A 17,559-nucleotide genomic window follows, 5' to 3' on the forward strand; every position below is an offset into this window, starting at 1 on the left:
CACATGAAGTTCTCCGACGGTTACTGGCTGCTGCGCGAGGGCGTCACCGCGGCCCACCCGGCCGAGGTCCTCGACGTCGTCGAGTCGGACGGCGCGCTGGAGCTGCACGCGCCGACCCGGCCCGTCCGCAGCCGCGGCGACCTGATGACGGGACCCGTCATGACGATCAAGGTCCACACCCCGATGCCCGACGTCATCGGCCTCACCCTGACCCACTTCACCGGCGAACGCCCGCGCGAGCCGGCCTTCGACCTCACCGAGGAGGCGCCCGCCCCCCGACTCTCCCACGACGCCGACCAGGCGACCCTGACGTCCGGCGCGCTCTCGGTCCGGGTGACCCGCTCCGGCCCCTGGCGCGTGGAGTTCCTCGCCCACGGCCGCGTCCTGACCGCCAGCGGCCCCAAGGGCATGGGCATCATGCGGGACGCGGCCACCGGCGGCCACTATCTGCGCGAACAGCTCGACCTCGGCGTCGGCACGAGCGTGTACGGCCTGGGCGAACGCTTCGGGCCGCTGGTCAGGAACGGCCAGGTCGTCGACGTATGGAACGCCGACGGCGGCACGGCGACCGAGCAGGCCTACAAGAACGTCCCGTTCTACCTCACCGACGCCGGCTACGGCGTCTTCGTCGACCACCCGGGCAAGGTCTCCTTCGAGGTCGGCTCGGAGACCGTCTCACGGGTCCAGTTCAGCGCCGAGACACAGGAGCTGACGTACTACGTCATCCACGGCCCCACCCCGAAGGACGTCCTGCGCCGGTACACGGCCCTCACCGGCCGGCCGGCGCTCCCGCCGGACTGGTCGTTCGGCCTGTGGCTGTCGACGTCGTTCACCACGTCGTACGACGAGGAGACGGTGACCTCGTTCATCGAGGGCATGCGAGAGCGTGAACTCCCGCTCTCCGTCTTCCACTTCGACTGCTTCTGGATGCGGGAGTTCCACTGGTGCGACTTCCGGTGGGACCCGCGGGTGTTCCCGGACCCGGAGGGGATGCTGGCCCGGCTGAAGGCGAAGGGCCTGCACGTCAGCGTGTGGATCAACCCCTACATCGCGCAGCGCTCGCCGCTCTTCGCGGAGGGCGTGGAGCTCGGGCATCTGCTGAGGCGGCCCGACGGCAGCGTCTGGCAGTGGGACCTGTGGCAGCCCGGCATGGCGCTCGTCGACTTCACCAGCGCCGCCGCCCGGGAGTGGTACGCGGCGAAGCTGGAGGCCCTGCTCGCGCAGGGCGTCGACTGCTTCAAGACCGACTTCGGCGAGCGGGTACCCCTCGACGTGGCGTGGTCGGACGGGTCGGACCCGGAGCGGATGCACAACTACTACGCCTACCTCTACAACCGGACCGTCTTCGACGTGCTGCGCAAGCACCGGGGCGAGGGCGAGGCGGTCGTCTTCGCACGCTCGGCGACCACCGGCAGCCAGCAGTTCCCGGTGCACTGGGGCGGCGACTGCGAGGCGACCTACGCGTCGATGGCGGAGTCGCTGCGCGGCGGACTCTCCCTGGGCCTCTCCGGGTTCGGCTTCTGGAGCCACGACATCGGCGGCTTCGAGGGCACCCCGACCCCGGCCCTGTTCAAACGATGGCTGGCCTTCGGGCTGCTCTCCTCCCACAGCCGCCTGCACGGCAGCTCCTCCTACCGCGTGCCCTGGCTGTTCGACGACGAGTCGGTGGACGTCCTGCGCCACTTCACCCGCCTGAAGCTGCGCCTCATGCCCTACCTCTACGAGGCCGCCCGCGTCGCCCACGAGGAGGGCACGCCGATGATGCGGGCGATGGTCCTGGAGTTCCCGGAGGATCCCGGCTGCGCGCACCTGGAACGGCAGTACATGCTCGGCCCGGACCTGCTGGTCGCGCCGGTCTTCAGCGACGAGGGGGACGTGACGTACTACGTCCCCGAGGGCGCCTGGACCCACTACGTCACCGGCCGAACGGTCACCGGGCCGCGCTGGGTGCGCGAGCGCCACGGGTTCCTCGGCGTGCCGCTGCTGGTGCGTCCCGGCGCGGTGCTCCCCGTCGGCGCCCACGCCGACCGGCCCGACTACCCGCACGCCGACGGGGTCACCCTGCGCACCTACGGCCTGGAGCGGGGCGCCCAGGTCACAGTGCGGGTCGGAGACGTCGCCTTCACCGTCGTACGGGAAGGGGACACACTGCGGGCGTCCTCCAGCGACCCCGTCGCGCCGTGGGCGCTGGCGGCCGGGGACCGCGTCGCGCGGGCGGAGACGGGCACGGGGTTCCTGACGCTGGAACTCCCCGACGACCCGGAGCCGGCCGGGCGGGACGGGCAGGAGGGCGGGCAGCGCTGATGGTCAAGATCACCGATGTGGCGCGGCACGCCGGGGTCTCCCCCAGCACGGTCTCGTACGCCCTCAGCGGCAAACGCCCGATCTCCGAGGAGACCCGGCGACGCGTCGAGGCGGCCGCCCACGAGCTGGGCTACCGGCCGCACGCGGGCGCCCGGGCGCTGGCCAGCAGCCGCTCCAACGTGCTCGCGCTGGTCGCGCCGCTGCGGGCCGGCATCCATGTCCCGGTCGTCATGCAGTTCGCGGTGTCGGTGGTGACCGCGGCCCGCCGCCACGACCACGATGTGCTGCTGCTGACGCAGGAGGAGGGCGAGGAGGGGCTGCGCCGGGTCGCGGACACGGCCCTCGTCGACGCCCTGATCCTCATGGACGTCCAGCTCCACGACCCCCGGCTGCCGCTGCTGCGCTCCCTGGACCGGCCCTCCGTGATGATCGGCTTCCCCCTGGAGGCCGACGGCCTGACCTGCATCGACCTCGACTTCCGGGCGGCCGGCGAGGCCTGCGTGGACCATCTCGCGCAGCTCGGGCACCGGGTGGTGGCGCTGGTCGGCTCGCCGCCGGAGGTGTACGTGCGGGGGACGGCGTTCGCCCAGCGCGTGGTCCAGGGCTTCACCGCGGCCGCCGACCGCGCCGGCCTCGCGTCGGCCGTCCACCCCTGCGAGGCCACCCCGACCGCGGCCCGTCGGGTGGCGGAACGCCTCCTGCGCGACCAGCCGGCCCTGACCGGCGTCGTCGTCCACAACGAGGCGATCCTGGAGCCCCTGATCGAGGCATTCGAGCACCTCGGCCTGCGCGTCCCCACCGACCTGTCGATCACAGCGATCTGCCCCGACGAACTGGCCTCCCGACTGCACACGCCCGTCACCTCCGTGGCGCTGCCCTCCGCGGAGGTCGGCGAACAGGCGGTCGACCTGCTGATGCGCAAGCTGAGCGGCGAGAACGCACCCGCCGCGACCCTGCTCCCACCCCGCCTGACCCGCCGAGCGAGCACGGCGCCACGGCAGGTCGTCTGACAGATCGTCTGACAGGTCGTCTGGCGGTCCTCGGAAAAGCAAGAACCCCGCCGCTCGAAAGCGACGGGGTTCTTCACCACATGGGATGAGTGGAGATGGCGGGAATCGAACCCGCGTCCACCGGTGCAGAATCAGGGCTTCTCCGTGTGCAGTTCGCTGTGATTTTCTCGGCCCCGGTGATCACGCGAACAAGTCGCCGACGGGCCCAGTCACTGTTTGGTTTCCCATCGAACCCCGTGACCGAGCTCGATGGTTTAGTCCCCTAGATTATGCCAGGATCCGGATCGGGAACACTTCCGGGCTGACACCCATTATGGGTCCTACACTCACTGCTTATTAGGCAGCGAGGGCGTAGGACTGGGAATCGCTCTTGGTATTGGCGATTATTTTTTGCGACATATGGTTTACGAGATCATTGCCGCTTCCTCGACACGCTTCCCCTGCTTCGACATCCGCTGTCGAAACCGATCATCCCCATGTTGTTTTTTCAATGTCCTCCGGAGAGGACCCCTCCGAAGAGAGATTCGCGCCCGCTGTGGGGTGCAGTGTCATCGTACGTGACCAACGCACCCCGAGGCCACCGTATTCCCGACGGCCCAGCTCCTACGCGTGCCGCTGCTTGCGCTTGGCCGCCGCGATCGCCCGGTCCGACTCCCGGCGGTCCTGCTTCTCGCGCAGGGTCTGCCGCTTGTCGTACTCCTTCTTGCCGCGCGCCAGCGCGATCTCGGCCTTCGCCCGGCCGTCCTTGAAGTACAGGGCGAGGGGCACGATCGTGTGACCCGTCTCCTCGGACTTCGCCGCGAGCTTGTCGATCTCCTCGCGGTGCAGCAGCAGCTTGCGCTTGCGGCGCACCGAGTGGTTCGTCCAGGTGCCCTGGAAGTACTCGGGGATGTGGGCGGAGTGCAGCCACGCCTCGTTCCCCTCGATCTGGACGAAGCCGTCGGTCAGCGAGGCCCGGCCCTGGCGCAGCGACTTGACCTCGGTGCCGGTCAGGACCAGCCCGGCCTCGTAGGTGTCGATGATCGCGTAGTCGTGCCGGGCCTTCTTGTTCTGCGCGACGATCTTGCGCTTGCCGTCCTTGGCCTTGGCGACGGCCGCCCCGCCCTGCTTCGGCTGGGACTCCTTCGGTACGTACATTCCCTTGCTCATAGTCCCGCCAGTTTCGCACCTGGAGGGGGTCTGGGGGAAAGCCGATTACGCGGCCGGTCTCGCGCGGCCGCTCAGCGCGGGTCCCCGAGGCCGCTCAGCGCGGGTCCCCGAGGCCGCTCAGCACGGTCTCGGCCCGCTCCAGCGCCCCCTCGGTCACGTCCAGGTCGGGCGTGATCCCCGTGCCGTCGACGGCATGGCCGGAGGGGGTGCGGTAGTGGCCGACGGTCAGCTCGGCGACGGAGCCGTCGGGCAGCCGGCTGGGCATCTGCACCGAGCCCTTGCCGAAGGTCCGCGAGCCCACGACGACCGCGCGCCCCCGGTCCTGCAGGGCTCCGGTCAGCAGCTCGGCCGCGCTCATGGTGCCGCCGTCGACCAGGGCGACCAGGGGACGGCCGGTGTCGCCGCCGGCCTCGGCGTGCAGGGCGCGCTGGTCGCCCTCGACGTCGTAGGTGGCGACGAGGCCGCCGTCGAGGAAGACGGAGGCGGCCGCGGTGGCCTCGGTGACCAGGCCGCCGGAGTTGCCGCGCAGGTCCAGGACGATCCCGGCGCCGGCCGGGGCCTGCCGCACGGCGGCGCGGACGTCGTCGCCGACGCCCTTGGTGAACGCGGCGATCTTGATGACGGTGACCCCGCCGGCGACCTTGCGGACGGTGACCGACCCGGTGGACAGGCGCGCCCGCCGCAACGTCTCGGTCCACGCGCGCGTGCCACGCTCCAGCCCGAGGCGTACGGCGGTGCCGGCGGCCGCGTCCGTGGCGTCGCCGCGCAGTAAGGAGACGACGTCGGTCACCGGGAGCCCGTCGACGCCGCGGCCGTCGACGCTGCGCAGCCGGTCGCCCGCGCGGATCCCGGCGGCGGCGGCGGGCGACCCGCTCTGCACCCGGGTCACCTCGATCCGGCCGTCCCGCTCGTGCCGCGCCCACAGGCCCACGCCGGTGTACTCGCCGTCGAGGGACTCCTCGAACTCCTCGTACTCGCCCTCGGAGTAGACCGCGGCCCAGCGGTCCCCGCTGCGGCTGACGGCCCGCTCGGCGGCCTCCATCGGCGACTTGCCGTCGGCGGCGGCCTCCTCGGCGGCCCGGGTCACGTCCTCGGAGCGCCCGGCGGGGTCGGGCGAGGCGGACGTATCAGATGTTCCAGAGGTCCCGGACGTACCGCCCGAGGCGGTCGTCCCGCGGCCCTCGCCGGGCCCCCTCGGCAGTGCGCCGGTCGCGGCACCGGCGACGAGCACGCTCGCGAACACCAAGGTCAGGGCGGCCCCGCGGCCGAAACGGCGGGGCTGACAGAACAGGTCACGGCCTGACATGGCGGTGAGTCTAGGGGAACGCGAAGGGCCGCACGGCCGGTTGACCGTACGACCCTCGGGGCGTGCGTCACACCTTCAGGTACTTGCGCAGCGCGAAGAACGCGGCCAGCGCGGGCATCAGCAGGCTGGTGGCGAGGATGAGCGGAAGCTTCGTCAACACCGCCTCCCAGCCGATGAAGTTGATCAGGTTCAGCTTCTCGGACAGGGCCAGGCCGTGGTCGATGATGAAGTACCGGGCGACCACCAGGAACCCGCAGGCGACCGTGCCGCCGATCAGCCCGGCGACCGCGGCCTCCGCGATGAACGGCGCCTGGATGTAGAAGCCGGAGGCGCCCACGAGCCGCATGATCCCGGTCTCCCGCCGTCGGCTGAACGCCGAGACGCGCACCGTGTTGACGATCAGCATCAGCGCGACGACCAGCATCAGCGCCATCACCGCCCGTGCGGCCCAGTTCATGCCGTTCAGCAGCCCGAACAGGTTGTCCAGGATCCCTTTCTGGTCCTGCACCGACTGCACGCCGTCACGCCCGTCGAAGGCGGTCGCGATGACCTGGTACTTCTCCGGGTCCTTCAGCTTGATGCGGTACGACTCCTGCATCTGGTCCGGCGTGAGGGAACTGGCCAGCGGCGAGTCGCCGAACTGCTCCTTGTAGTGCTTGTAGGCGTCGTCCTGCGACTCGTACGTCACCTTCTCGACGACGGACATCTTGTCGAGGTCGGACTTGATCTGCTTCTTCTGGTCGTCGGTGACCGCGCCCTTGGCACAGTTGGGGTCCGACTCGGCGTCGCTCTTGTTGCAGAGGAAGACCGAGACGTTGACCTTGTCGTACCAGTAGCCCTTCATGGTGCTGACCTGGTCGCTCATCAGGAGCGACCCGCCGAACAGGGCGAGCGACAGGGCGACGGAGACGACGACGGCGAACGTCATCGTCAGGTTGCGGCGGAGACCGACACCGATCTCCGACAGAACGAACTGGGCGCGCATGGCGGCTTCTTCAGGCCTTTCCGTGGACTGCTGGCGGGGGCGGGGCGGTCGTCAGTGCTGGTAGCCGTAGACGCCGCGGGCCTGGTCGCGGACGAGGCGGCCCTGCTCCAGCTCGATGACGCGCTTACGCATCTGGTCCACGATGTTCTGGTCGTGCGTGGCCATCAGCACGGTCGTGCCCGTCCGGTTGATCCGGTCGAGCAGCTTCATGATGCCGACGGAGGTCTGCGGGTCGAGGTTGCCGGTGGGCTCGTCGGCGATCAGCAGCTTGGGCCGGTTCACGAAGGCCCGCGCGATGGCCACGCGCTGCTGCTCACCGCCGGACAGCTCACCGGGCATCCGGTCCTCCTTGCCGCCGAGCCCGACGAGGTCGAGCACCTGCGGCACGGACTTGCGGATCTCGCCCTTCGACTTGCCGATGACCTCCTGCGCGAAGGCGACGTTCTCCGCCACCGTCTTGTTCGGCAGCAGCCGGAAGTCCTGGAAGACGGTCCCCAGCTGGCGGCGCATCTGCGGCACCTTCCAGTTGGAGAGGCGCGCGAGGTCCTTGCCCAGGACGTGCACCTGACCGTGGCTGGTCCGCTCCTCACGAAGCACCAGCCGCAGGAAGGTGGACTTTCCGGAGCCGGAGGACCCCACGAGGAACACGAACTCGCCCTTCTCCACCTCGAGGGAGACATCCCTGAGTGCGGGGCGGGTCTGCTTGGGGTAGACCTTGGAGACACTGTCGAATCGGATCACGGATGCACCACGGTTAGCCGGGGGTAGATGAGCGTGACCATACGCGAACCGGGACCGCAACCGCAGGCGTCGGGAGGGGTTGAGGAGAGGTTGTGCCGTTTTGTTCGGAGGGTAGGGGGGCGCAGCCCCACGGCCTGCGGCCGCGAGACGACAGCAGGCCCCCTCTGAGGACGACCCGCGCAACCTCCGGCGGAACCTGGCACAGTGGTAGGGGGAACGTTCGCGCTTCCGTGAGCGTTGTGTACTTGGAACCGGTGCAAGGAGGGCGAGCGCATGACGTACGACCGGCTGGTGTGCGCTAACTGCGCCGCGCCCGTGAGCGAGGGCCGGTGCCCGGTGTGCCGCGCGAACCGCGAACGGCTGCAGCAGCAGGACAACTTCTTCGCGGGGCTGAATCCGATGGCGCTGATCGCGCTGCTGGCGGTGCTGGTGGCCGCGCTGGCGCTGCTGGCCCACCAGACCGCGTAACCGCGCCGCGTCCCCCTGGGACACGACGAAGGGGCCCGGAGCTGATCGCTCCGGGCCCCTTCGCGCGTACGTCGTGTACGGGTGCGACTACCGTCAGGCAGCGGCGGCGCCGCGGCCCTCCATGAGGCGCGGCAGCACACGGAAGCCGATGCCGCCGGCGATCATGGTGGCAGCGCCGATGATCAGGAACGTGGTCTCGCCGGCGCCGGTCTCGGCGAGCTCCTTGCCGCCGCCCTGTGCGCTGGTGTCGGTGGAGGAGTCCGAGGTGTCGGTCAGCGCGGAGCTGCCCTCTTCCTGGGTGGAGGTGCCGTCGGTGTCGGTCCCGCCGGTGGCGGAGCTGCCGCCGGTGGAGGAGTCCGAGCCGCCGGTGGTGGAGCTGCCGCCGGTGCTGCTGGAGCCGCCGGTGGAGGTGGAGCCGCCCGAGGTCGAGCTGCCCGAGGTGGAGCTGCCCGAGGTGGAGCTGCCCGAGGTGGAGCTGCCGCCGTCGCTGGAGGTACCGCCGTCGCTGGAGGTGCCGCCGTCGCTCGACGTGCCACCGTCGCTGGAGGTACCGCCGTCACTCGACGTACCGCCATCGCTGGAGGTACCGCCATCGCTGGAGGTACCGCCGTCGCTGGAGGTACCGCCATCACTCGACGTACCGCCATCGCTGGAGGTACCGCCATCGCTGGACGTACCGCCATCGCTCGACGTGCCACCGTCGCTGGAGGTACCGCCATCGCTGGAGGTACCGCCGTCGCTGGACGTGCCGCCGTCGGTGCAGACGACGATCGTGCAGTCGTCGCCGCCCGTGCCGCCGGCGTCCTCGCCGTCGTAGGTGGTGGTCGTGCTGGTGTCGACCAGGCCGTCGCTGTCGACGGCGGAGGCGACGCCCGCCACCGTCAGCGAGGCGCCCGCGGCGATCACGGCGCCGGCGGCTATGCGCGCGACACGGATCCGCGTGTTCTTCGTCATAAGGTTGCTACCCCCAGTAGCTGATCGTCGATGAGGCAGCGCTCGGGGCGGTGATCGACGGGGGTCGCTGAGATGTAGCGGAAGCCCCCCGGTTCACATGCGCCCCAGAGATACGCATGCCACACTGCACCCTCCCGACTTTCCACAGGAACGTCAAGGCCGTTGCGCACGCAATGTCCAACTCGGGGGTCTTTGCGCGATGTTGAAGCTGTGAATGTGACGTAAAAGGCAACCACCCCTGAATCAGGGGCGGTTGCCTTGTCGACAAACCTACTTCTCCTGCTGCTTGCGCCAGCGAATCCCGGCCTCGAGGAAACCGTCGATCTCGCCGTTGAACACGGCCTCGGGGTTGCCGACCTCGAACTCGGTGCGCAGGTCCTTGACCATCTGGTACGGGTGCAGGACGTACGAACGCATCTGGTTGCCCCAGGAGTTGCCGCCGTCGCCCTTGAGGGCGTCCATCTTGGCCTGCTCCTCCTGCCGGCGCCGGTCGAGGAGCTTCGCCTGCAGCACGTTCATCGCGGACGCCTTGTTCTGGATCTGCGACCGCTCGTTCTGGCAGGAGACGACGATGCCGGTGGGGAGGTGGGTGAGGCGCACCGCGGAGTCGGTGGTGTTCACGCCCTGGCCGCCGGGGCCGGACGACCGGTACACGTCGACCCGCAGCTCGGACTCGTCGATCTCGATGTGGTCGGTCTGCTCGACCACGGGGAGGACCTCGACGCCCGCGAAGGAGGTCTGGCGACGTCCCTGGTTGTCGAAGGGCGAGATGCGCACCAGCCGGTGCGTGCCCTGCTCGACGGAGAGCGTGCCGTACGCGTACGGGATCTGCACGGCGAAGGTGGTCGACTTGATGCCGGCCTCTTCGGCGTACGACGTCTCGTAGACCTCGGTCTTGTAGCCCTTCTGCTCGGCCCACCGCAGGTACATCCGCTGGAGCTTCTCGGCGAAGTCGGCGGCGTCGACGCCGCCGGCCTCGGCGCGGATGTTCACGAGCGCCTCGCGGGAGTCGTACTCACCGCTGAGGAGCGTGCGGACCTCCATCTCGTCCAGCGCCTTCTTGACGGCGGTGAGCTCGGACTCGGCCTCGGCACGGGTGTCCGGGTCGTCCTCCTCCTCGGCCATCTCGAACAGCACGGCGAGATCGTCGATCCGGCCGCGCAGCGTCTCCGCCTTCCTGACCTCGGCCTGGAGGTGGGACAGCTTGCTGGTGATCTTCTGCGCCTCGTCCGGGTTGTCCCACAGGGACGGCGCGGCCGCCTGCTCCTCGAGCACGGCGATGTCTGCCCTCAGCTTGTCGAGGTCCAGAACGGCCTCGATCGACTCCATGGTCGAGGAGAGGGACTTGAGCTCTTCGGATACATCGACGACTGCCACGCCTCCAGCGTAACGGCTCCGCCAACCGGGCAGCGCCGGAGCCCGCGCCTCACCCGGCGCCCGGCGCGGACGGGAGCCTCCGGGGGCCCGGGGCCGCCGAGGCTCCGCCCCCTGGCGGGGTCACGGTGACGCCGGCGCCGAGTTCTTCGTGTCCTGGGGCGTGGCTCCCGCGTCGTCGCCCGAGGTCGCCGCCCAGGTCCCGACGGCCACCGCGGCGACCAGGGCCACCGCCGCCGCGCTCAGCGTGATCCGTCGGCGCCGGGCGGCGGAGCGGTTGCGGGCCGAGCCGGGGCGGGGCGCTCCCGGCGCCCTCGGGACGCGGGCCGTGCCGTGCGCGCCGCCCGCCAGCTCGTCCGGCGCGGGCACCCGCATCGACGTGTGGGTGTCCCGGTTGGAGTCCGGCTTCGCGCCGGGCACCAGCGGGACCGAGCCGCGCCGCACCCGTCCGGAGGGGGCCGTCGGGGAGGCAGGGGCGGGGCCCGCCTCGTCCGGCTCGTCGCCCTCCTCCTCCGCCTCCGTGCCGGGCTCGTCCACGTCCAGCGGCGGCATCCCCGCCAGCGTCGGCAGCTGCTCCCGCAGCCGGGACGCCAGCTCGGAGGCGCGCAGCCGGGACGCCGGGGCCTTCGCCAGACACTGCACGACCAGCTGCCACAGCTCGTCCGGGATGCCGGGGAGCGGCGCGACGGTCTCGGTGACATGGCGGCGCAGCACCGCGCCCGGGTGTCCGCCGCCGAACGGCGTGAAGCCGGCCAGCAGCTCGTACAGCACGGTCGCCAGCGCGTAGATGTCCACGGAGGCGCGCGGCGGCAGGCCCTCCACGATCTCCGGTGCCAGATAGTCGGGCGTTCCGATGATCTTCGTGGCGCGGGTGCGCTTCGGCGTGTCGATGAGCTTGGCGACCCCGAAGTCGGTCAGCAGCGCCCGGTGCGAGCCGCCGGGGCCGAGCGGACCCTGCATGTCGAGGAGCACGTTCTCCGGCTTGACGTCCCGGTGGACGACCCCGGCCGCGTGCGCGGCGGCGAGCCCCTCGGCGACGTCCGCGACGATCGCCACGGCGGCCTCCGGAGCGAGCCTGCGGTCGCGTTCGAGACGGGTGCGCAGGTCCGTGCCCCGGACCAGGTCCATGACCAGCGCCAGGTCGTTGCCGTCGACCACCAGGTCCCGTACGGACACCACGTTCGGGTGCTCCAGGCCGAGCAGGGCCGTGCGCTCCTGTACGAAGCGGCCCACGAGCTCCTCGTCGGAGGCGAGGTCCTCGCGCAGCAGCTTGACGGCGACGGGCCCGTCCGGTCCCTCGCCCAGCCACACCGTGCCGGCGCTGCCCCGTCCCAGGATCTGGTGGGCGGTGTACCGGCTGCCGATCTTCCGTGCCAAGGCTGCTCCTACAGACGCGTGTTGCCCATCAAAGTACGCGTCCGACGAGCCAACCTTCACCGCGGAGACGGAAATCACCCGCCAGATGTCGACAAGTACACAAACCTGCTACCCGAACCCGCGTTCCGAACCCGCGATCCGTCCCTACGGCCGGGTCCGGCTCAGTTGCCGCCCGGACCCCCGCCGCTGCCTGAGTCCCCACCGCCGCCGAGGTCGCCGATCCAGCCGGAGACGTCGTCGTACCAGTGGCTGATCTGGCCCCAGAAGCTGCGGCCCTGTCCGATCCAGCCCTGCAAAGGGCTGAACTCCCAGATCAGCCAGGCGGCCAGGAACATGATGACGATCGTGAACAGGCAGCCCTTCAGGCAGCCGAGCCCGGGGATCTTCGTCGGGTTGGCGCCGCGCTGCCGGGGCTCCCGCGGCTCCCTGGGCTGCCGGGGCTCCGGCGCGGGCCGCTGCTGGGGCTGCTGCGGCTGGGGCGCGGCATACTGCTGGGGCTGCTGGTGCTGCGGGGGCGCGTACTGCTGCTGCGGCTGCTGGGGCGGCGGCTGCTGATAGCCGTAGCCCTGCTGCTGCGGGCGCTGCGGGGGTCGCTGCTGCTGCGGGCGCTGCGGCGGCTGCTGCGGGCGGGCGACCTGGCGCTGGGGGCGGCGGCGCAGCGGGTCCTCGCCGGGGTCGAGGTACTGCTGGACCTGCGTCGGCTCGTTGCGGTCGCGGGCGGCCCGCATCTGGTTCTGCCAGGGATGCGGCTGCTCGGGCGACTGCCCCTGCTGGCCGGGCTGGTGCGGCGGCACCGGCGGCAGGACGGCGGTCGGGTCGGCCGCGCCGGACGGGCCGCCCATGTGGGGCAGCACGGCGGTGGGGTCGGCGGCGCCCGCCGGGCCCCCGGGGCCGCCGGTGTGCGGCAGCACGCTGGTCGCGGCGTTCGGGTCGTACGCCCCCGCGGGCACCCCCGGCACCGTCGCGGGCGCCGGATCGGGCGCGAGCACATGGCCGACGCCGTCGGCGGCGGCGATCTGCATCGAGTTGGCGTGCACCCCGATGCCCTCGGCGACGATGCGCAGCCCGCGCGCGAGGTTCTCGGCGCTGGGCCGGTGGTCGGGGTTCTTGCTCAGGCAGCGCTCTATGACCGTCCACAGCGGGTCGGGAACGGTGGAGGGGCGGCGCGGCTCGGCGCTCAGGTGCTGGTGCAGGACCTCCAGGGCGGAGCCGCCGGAGAACGGCGGACGGCCCGTGACCAGCTCGTACAGCAGGATGCCGGCGCCGTAGACGTCGACGGCGGAGGTCTGCGGGCGGCCCTCGGCGGACTCCGGCGCGACGTACGCGGGCGTGCCGACGAACTCGCTGGTCCGGGTCAGGCCCGGGGAGTCGGCGAGGCGGGCGATGCCGAAGTCGGTGAGCAGCGGGTGCATCTGCCCGCCGTTCTGCATCAGCAGGACGTTGGCGGGCTTCAGGTCGCGGTGCACGACGCCGTCGGCGTGGCTGGCGGCGAGCGCGTCGGCGACCTGGGCGGTGAGCAGCGCGGCGGCGACGGGCGTGAAGGGGCCGTTCTCGCGCAGGTAGCGGTGCAGGTCGGGGCCTTCGACGAGGTCCATGACCAGCGCCAGCAGATCGCCCTCGACGACCAGGTCACGGACCCGGACGATGTTGGGGTGGGTCAGGCGCAGCAGCACGGACCGCTCCCGCAGGAAGCGCATCACGACGTCGGGGTCGCTCGCGAGCTCCTCCTTGAGGACCTTGATCGCGACGGTCTCCCCCGGCTGGCCGGGCACGGCCGCCTCGGCGCCCGCGGTCTCGCGCTGGCGGGCTCGCCAGACGGTGCCCGTGGCGCCGCGTCCGAGCGGCTCCTCGAGCAGGTACTTGCTGCCGACTGGCCGCACGTCACGCGCTCCCTGCTGCTTGCTTGCCTGTGTTCCGACCCACTGTAGTGCCGAGGTCCCGGCACCGGGCTGTCGTCTTCCTATGGGCCTTACGTACGGTCACGCGCTCCTTCTCGGCCATGTTCGACCCCTGTTCAGCCATGTTCGGAGGAAAGACGCTCGCCCCGGTCCGTTGGTTGCCGGAGGCCGACGTGACCGATCTCAAGCGGTCACTGCTAGGACATTGGTCAGGCACTTTTACGGGCAGAGCCGACCAATCAAGATCACTTGTCACCCGGCGGCGGGCGCATTGTCAGTGACAGGTGCGAGGATGCGTGCAGTACTGGCCGACGTGCTCGTGTGGGGTGGGGGAAAGTCCGCGCCCGGGCAGAAGGGACCGCTGACGGCGATGCAGATCCGGCTGACCGTCGTAGACCCGCAGGGCCCGCCGGCCGATGCGAGGGGCCGCGCCGCGAGCTGCGACGTGCAGGTCACGGCGCCCGCCGGCACGGCCCTGGCCGCGGTGGCCTCCGCCCTGGCCGCGGCGGTCTCCGGGGACGGCTCCGCCGCTCCCTCCGGAGGAGCGCCGGTCGTGCTGTTCGCGGGCGCGGACCGGCTCGACGGCCAGCGGTGCACCCTCGGCGAGCCCCCGTTGATCGACGGCGCGGTGCTGTCCCTGGGCGCACCGGCCGACCCCGAGCCGCATCCCGAGGTCGACAACGCCCCGGCCCGGCTGGACGTGGTGGCCGGCCCGGACGCGGGCGGGGTCCATCTGCTGCACGGCGGGCAGGTCCGCGTGGGCCGCTCCGCCGACGCCGACGTCCCGCTCGACGACCCGGACGTCTCCCGGCTGCACTGCGCGGTGACGCTCTCGCCGGACGGCCGCGTCACGGTCGCCGACCTCGGCTCCACCAACGGCACCACCCTGGACGGCGCCCGCGTCCAGACCCGCCCCGTCCGCCTCGCCCCCGGAGCCCTTCTGCGCGTCGGCGAATCGGCCCTGCGCCTTGCTCCACCCGGGGGACCGGGAGCCCGCGTGGCGACCACCCCGGACGGGGAGGGGCATGTGCGGGTGCCGTGCGGGGAGACGGCGGGGACATCGGGAACGGCGGGCTCGTCAGCGGACTCCGACGGCTCGGGGTCAGGCTCGACTGCGGCTCACGCGCGCGTGGGGAGCCCCCTCGGCGGCCCCTCCGCTCCCATGCCTTCCGCGCCCGCTTCTTCTCCTCTCCCGATTCCGAACGCTTCCGGTTCTGTTGTCGGTCCTGGTTCCGGTCCTGGTTCCAGTTCTCCTTCCGGCCCGACCGGGCACGCGTACGGCACGGTGGACTGGAGTGGCTCAGAGACGGCCCGGGGCGAGCGGCCCCGGAGCTCGGGCGAGACGCCCTTGGTGCCGGGGCAAGGCGGAGCCCCGCAGATCGAGCAGCGGCGCGACGCTCCCCGAAGGGCCGACGCCTCCGGAGAGACGCACGGCGGCCGATCCGGCCTCGGCTCGTTCACGACGACGACCTCAAGCACCCCGAGCACCCCGAGCACTCCGACGCCCTCCGCCCCCTCCCCGTACGAAGAGGCGCCGCACGGCGTGCGCAAACGCGGAGGTCTCTCCGCGTGGGCGCGGCGGCTGGCCGGTGGACGCGGCGGCGGACAGGACGCGCCCGGAGCCGGGGACCACGCCGAGGAGGCGCCCGAGGCGCAGCCGCGGCCGTCGGCCGTCGCGCCCCCCGCGCCCGAGACCTGGCCCGACCCGGCGGCACTGCTGCTGACGGCGCTGGGCCCGGGCCCCCGGCTGTGGGAACGCGGCCCGGACCACCCGGAGGCGCTCACGGTGCGACTGGGCACCGCGGACCGCCCGGCGCCCGACGGCTCCGGCCTGCTGCCCGCCGTGCCGGTGACCGCGGGCCTGCGCGAGGTCGGGGCGCTGGGCCTGGCGGGACCGCGCCCGCGGCTGGCCGGGCTGGCCCGCGCGGTGCTGGCGCAACTGGCCGCACTGCACTCCCCGGACACCCTGGAGATCGTGCTGATCAGCGCGGACCGCGCACGTTCCGAGGAGGAGCGCGCCGCCGAGTGGTCCTGGCTGAGCTGGCTCCCGCATCTGCGTCCGGGCCACGGCCAGGACTGCCGCCTCCTCGTCGCCTACGACCGCGACCAGGCCACGGCCCGCACGGACGAACTCCTGCGCCGCCTGGAGGACCACCTGCCGGAGACCACCGGCGCCCACGCCGGCGGCGGCACGACGGCGCCCGCCCCCCGCCGCCCCTCCTGGGCCGTGGCGGACCACGCCTCCGACGGCTTCCCGGGGCCCTACACGGTGCTCGTGGTGGACGGCGACCCCGGCGGCGCGGATCTGCGGGACGCGGTGACCAGGCTGGCGGCGGCCGGACCGCGGGCCGGCATACACATCCTGTGCCTGGCCGAGACGCCCACCGCGGCGCCCTCCTCGCACTTCTCCCACGCCTCCCACTCCTCGCCGGCGACGGAACCGACGTCGGAGACCTACGCGGCGGCGTACGAGGCGGCCTGTGCGGCCGCACCCACGTTCCGTGCGTGCGGGGCCGTAGGGCTGCTCAGCGGGGACGTGGCGACGGCGCTGCGGCTGCTGCGGGTGGCGGCGGCCGGCGGCGCGGAGTCGGAGCGGCCTGGTCCGGTCGGCCAGGGCACGGTGGCCGCCGTCGACGCGGTCTCCCCGGCCTGGGCCGAGCGCTTCGCGCGAGCCCTCGCTCCCCTGCGCCCGGACGGCGCGGGCGGCGGCGAGCGGCACACGCGCGTGTCCGCACCGCTGCCCCAGTCCGCGCGGCTGCTCGACGAGTTGGGCCTCGCCCGGGCGACCCCGGCCTCCCTGATGGCCCGCTGGGCGGACGCGGCCGACGACGCCGAGGCGCTCGGCGGCCGGGCCTGGGCGGTGCTCGGCGCGGGCCCGCGGGGCCCGGTGGCCGTGGACCTGAACGTCGAGGGCCCGCATCTGCTGATCGAGGGCCCGCCCGGCAGCGGGCGCACCGAGCTGCTGCGGGCGGTCGTCGCCTCGCTGGCGGCGGCGGAGCGGCCCGACCGGCTGGGCATCGTCCTGATGGACGGCCGCGACACCGTGGGCAAGGGCGGCGGCGGCCCCGGCGACGGACTGCGCGTCTGTACGGACGTACCGCATGTCACCACCCATCTCACCGCCAACGACCCGGTGCGCATGCGGGAGTTCGCGCAGTCGCTGAGCGCCGAGCTGAAGCGGCGGGCGGAGCTGCTGGGCCGTTCCGACTTCGCCGAGTGGCATACGCACCGCGCGGTCTCCGGCCGTATCGTCCCGCAGCGGGGGCCCGGCGGTCAGGGCTCCGGGGCCGCGGACCTGGACGCCCCGCCCAGTTCGACCATTCGGCTGCGCCCGGGGGCGGCCGCCCGTCAGCAGACCGAGGCCGCGCCTCCGCTGCCCCGGCTGGTCGTGGTCGTCGACGACCTGGACGCGCTGGTGTCCCCCGCGCTCGGCTCCCCCGGCCGGCCCGCCGCGGGCTCCGTGATGCGCGCGCTGGAGGCGGTGGCCCGCGAGGGCGAGCGGCTCGGCGTGCACCTGGTCGCGGCGACGGGCCCCGGGGGCCGTACGGCGGAGTCGGAGCCGGTGCGGAGGTCCACCGTTCGGATCACCCTGGACCCACCGGGTTCGGGCGCGGACGAACCGTCCCCCGGCCGAGGCCGCCTCAAAGGCGCGGACGGCCGCCTCACCCCCTTCCAGGGCGGCCGCGTCACCGGCCGCATCCCTCGCACGGCGACCCTGCGCCCCACGGTCGTCCCCCTGGAATGGCACCGCATGGGCGACCCCCCGACCCGCCGCCCCGTCCGCGAACTGGGCAACGGCCCCACAGACCTGGCCCTCCTGGCCAGCGCCCTGGAACGGGCGACCCGGGAGGTGTCGGCGGCGGAGGTCCCGTCGCTTCTTTAGAGCGGCGCTTCTTCAAGGCGGTGCCTTTCGAGCGTGGGTCGGCATCTCTCAACCCGTCCGGCGCTTGAGAACGAGGCCCTTTCGGGGCCGAACGGGGGCCTGGGGGCAGA

General features: G+C 72.4%; 12 protein-coding genes and 1 other RNA gene. 4 read left to right on the forward strand and 9 right to left on the reverse strand.

Annotated features, from left to right (window positions below):
• The first annotated feature begins 3 nt into the window (after positions 1–3).
• Together yicI and OG562_RS16420 are read left to right on the forward strand one after the other, a co-directional pair.
• Positions 4–2,304: an alpha-xylosidase gene (gene yicI, locus OG562_RS16415; RefSeq protein ID WP_266398121.1), complete on the forward strand. Its 2,301-nt coding sequence runs from the start codon at positions 4–6 to the stop codon at positions 2,302–2,304.
• Positions 2,304–3,314: a LacI family DNA-binding transcriptional regulator gene (locus tag OG562_RS16420; protein ID WP_266398124.1), complete on the forward strand. Its 1,011-nt coding sequence runs from the start codon at positions 2,304–2,306 to the stop codon at positions 3,312–3,314. The genes yicI and OG562_RS16420 overlap by 1 nt, the downstream gene beginning before the upstream one ends.
• Positions 3,315–3,401: 87 nt before the next feature.
• On the opposite strand, the gene ssrA is transcribed toward OG562_RS16420, so the two are convergent.
• The 5 genes from ssrA to ftsE all read right to left on the reverse strand — a co-directional run bounded on the left by ssrA (position 3,402) and on the right by ftsE (position 7,495).
• Positions 3,402–3,790, reverse strand: a transfer-messenger RNA (tmRNA) gene (gene ssrA / locus OG562_RS16425).
• Positions 3,791–3,917: 127 nt separating this feature from the next.
• Complete coding sequence (smpB, locus tag OG562_RS16430) at positions 3,918–4,463, reverse strand: SsrA-binding protein SmpB (RefSeq protein WP_266398126.1); 546 nt, start codon at positions 4,461–4,463, stop codon at positions 3,918–3,920.
• Between the two features lie 94 nt (positions 4,464–4,557).
• Entirely contained in the window at positions 4,558–5,769 is a 1,212-nt protein-coding gene (locus OG562_RS16435) for a S41 family peptidase (protein WP_266398128.1), read from the reverse strand.
• A 67-nt stretch (positions 5,770–5,836) separates the two neighbouring features.
• Positions 5,837–6,754: a permease-like cell division protein FtsX gene (ftsX, locus tag OG562_RS16440; RefSeq protein ID WP_266398130.1), complete on the reverse strand. Its 918-nt coding sequence runs from the start codon at positions 6,752–6,754 to the stop codon at positions 5,837–5,839.
• Between the two features lie 51 nt (positions 6,755–6,805).
• Positions 6,806–7,495: a cell division ATP-binding protein FtsE gene (gene ftsE / locus OG562_RS16445; RefSeq protein WP_266398133.1), complete on the reverse strand. Its 690-nt coding sequence runs from the start codon at positions 7,493–7,495 to the stop codon at positions 6,806–6,808.
• A 273-nt stretch (positions 7,496–7,768) separates the two neighbouring features.
• On the opposite strand from ftsE, the gene OG562_RS16450 reads away from it, so the two are divergent.
• Entirely contained in the window at positions 7,769–7,963 is a 195-nt protein-coding gene (locus OG562_RS16450; protein WP_020132389.1) for a hypothetical protein, read from the forward strand.
• Between the two features lie 93 nt (positions 7,964–8,056).
• On the opposite strand, the gene OG562_RS16455 is transcribed toward OG562_RS16450, so the two are convergent.
• The 4 genes from OG562_RS16455 to OG562_RS16470 form a co-directional block, all read right to left on the reverse strand.
• Complete coding sequence (locus tag OG562_RS16455) at positions 8,057–8,917, reverse strand: hypothetical protein (RefSeq protein ID WP_266398139.1); 861 nt, start codon at positions 8,915–8,917, stop codon at positions 8,057–8,059.
• A gap of 270 nt (positions 8,918–9,187) precedes the next feature.
• On the reverse strand, positions 9,188–10,294 hold the full coding sequence (gene prfB, locus OG562_RS16460) for a peptide chain release factor 2 (protein ID WP_266398141.1): 1,107 nt from the start codon (positions 10,292–10,294) through the stop codon (positions 9,188–9,190).
• A gap of 120 nt (positions 10,295–10,414) precedes the next feature.
• On the reverse strand, positions 10,415–11,668 hold the full coding sequence (locus OG562_RS16465; protein ID WP_266398144.1) for a serine/threonine-protein kinase: 1,254 nt from the start codon (positions 11,666–11,668) through the stop codon (positions 10,415–10,417).
• 161 nt (positions 11,669–11,829) lie between these two features.
• A complete protein-coding gene (locus tag OG562_RS16470) occupies positions 11,830–13,548 on the reverse strand; it encodes a serine/threonine-protein kinase (RefSeq protein WP_266398146.1) in 1,719 nt (572 codons plus the stop codon).
• Between the two features lie 388 nt (positions 13,549–13,936).
• Here OG562_RS16470 and OG562_RS16475 point away from each other — a divergent pair, with 388 nt between their 5' ends.
• A complete protein-coding gene (locus tag OG562_RS16475) occupies positions 13,937–17,449 on the forward strand; it encodes an FHA domain-containing protein (protein ID WP_266409296.1) in 3,513 nt (1,170 codons plus the stop codon).
• Positions 17,450–17,559: the final 110 nt, after the last annotated feature.

Source organism: Streptomyces sp. NBC_01275, assembly GCF_026340655.1.
Classification (GTDB): domain Bacteria; phylum Actinomycetota; class Actinomycetes; order Streptomycetales; family Streptomycetaceae; genus Streptomyces.

Bases quoted from the DNA above. Each gene is read 5' to 3' on its own strand.
- yicI (WP_266398121.1), top strand. From the start codon at position 4: ATGAAGTTCTCCGACGGTTACTGGCTGCTGCGCGAGGGCGTCACCGCG.
- OG562_RS16420 (WP_266398124.1), top strand. From the start codon at position 2,304: ATGGTCAAGATCACCGATGTGGCGCGGCACGCCGGGGTCTCCCCCAGC.
- smpB (WP_266398126.1), bottom strand. From the start codon at position 4,463: ATGAGCAAGGGAATGTACGTACCGAAGGAGTCCCAGCCGAAGCAGGGC.
- OG562_RS16435 (WP_266398128.1), bottom strand. From the start codon at position 5,769: ATGTCAGGCCGTGACCTGTTCTGTCAGCCCCGCCGTTTCGGCCGCGGG.
- ftsX (WP_266398130.1), bottom strand. From the start codon at position 6,754: ATGCGCGCCCAGTTCGTTCTGTCGGAGATCGGTGTCGGTCTCCGCCGC.
- OG562_RS16450 (WP_020132389.1), top strand. From the start codon at position 7,769: ATGACGTACGACCGGCTGGTGTGCGCTAACTGCGCCGCGCCCGTGAGC.
- OG562_RS16455 (WP_266398139.1), bottom strand. From the start codon at position 8,917: ATGACGAAGAACACGCGGATCCGTGTCGCGCGCATAGCCGCCGGCGCC.
- OG562_RS16475 (WP_266409296.1), top strand. From the start codon at position 13,937: ATGCAGATCCGGCTGACCGTCGTAGACCCGCAGGGCCCGCCGGCCGAT.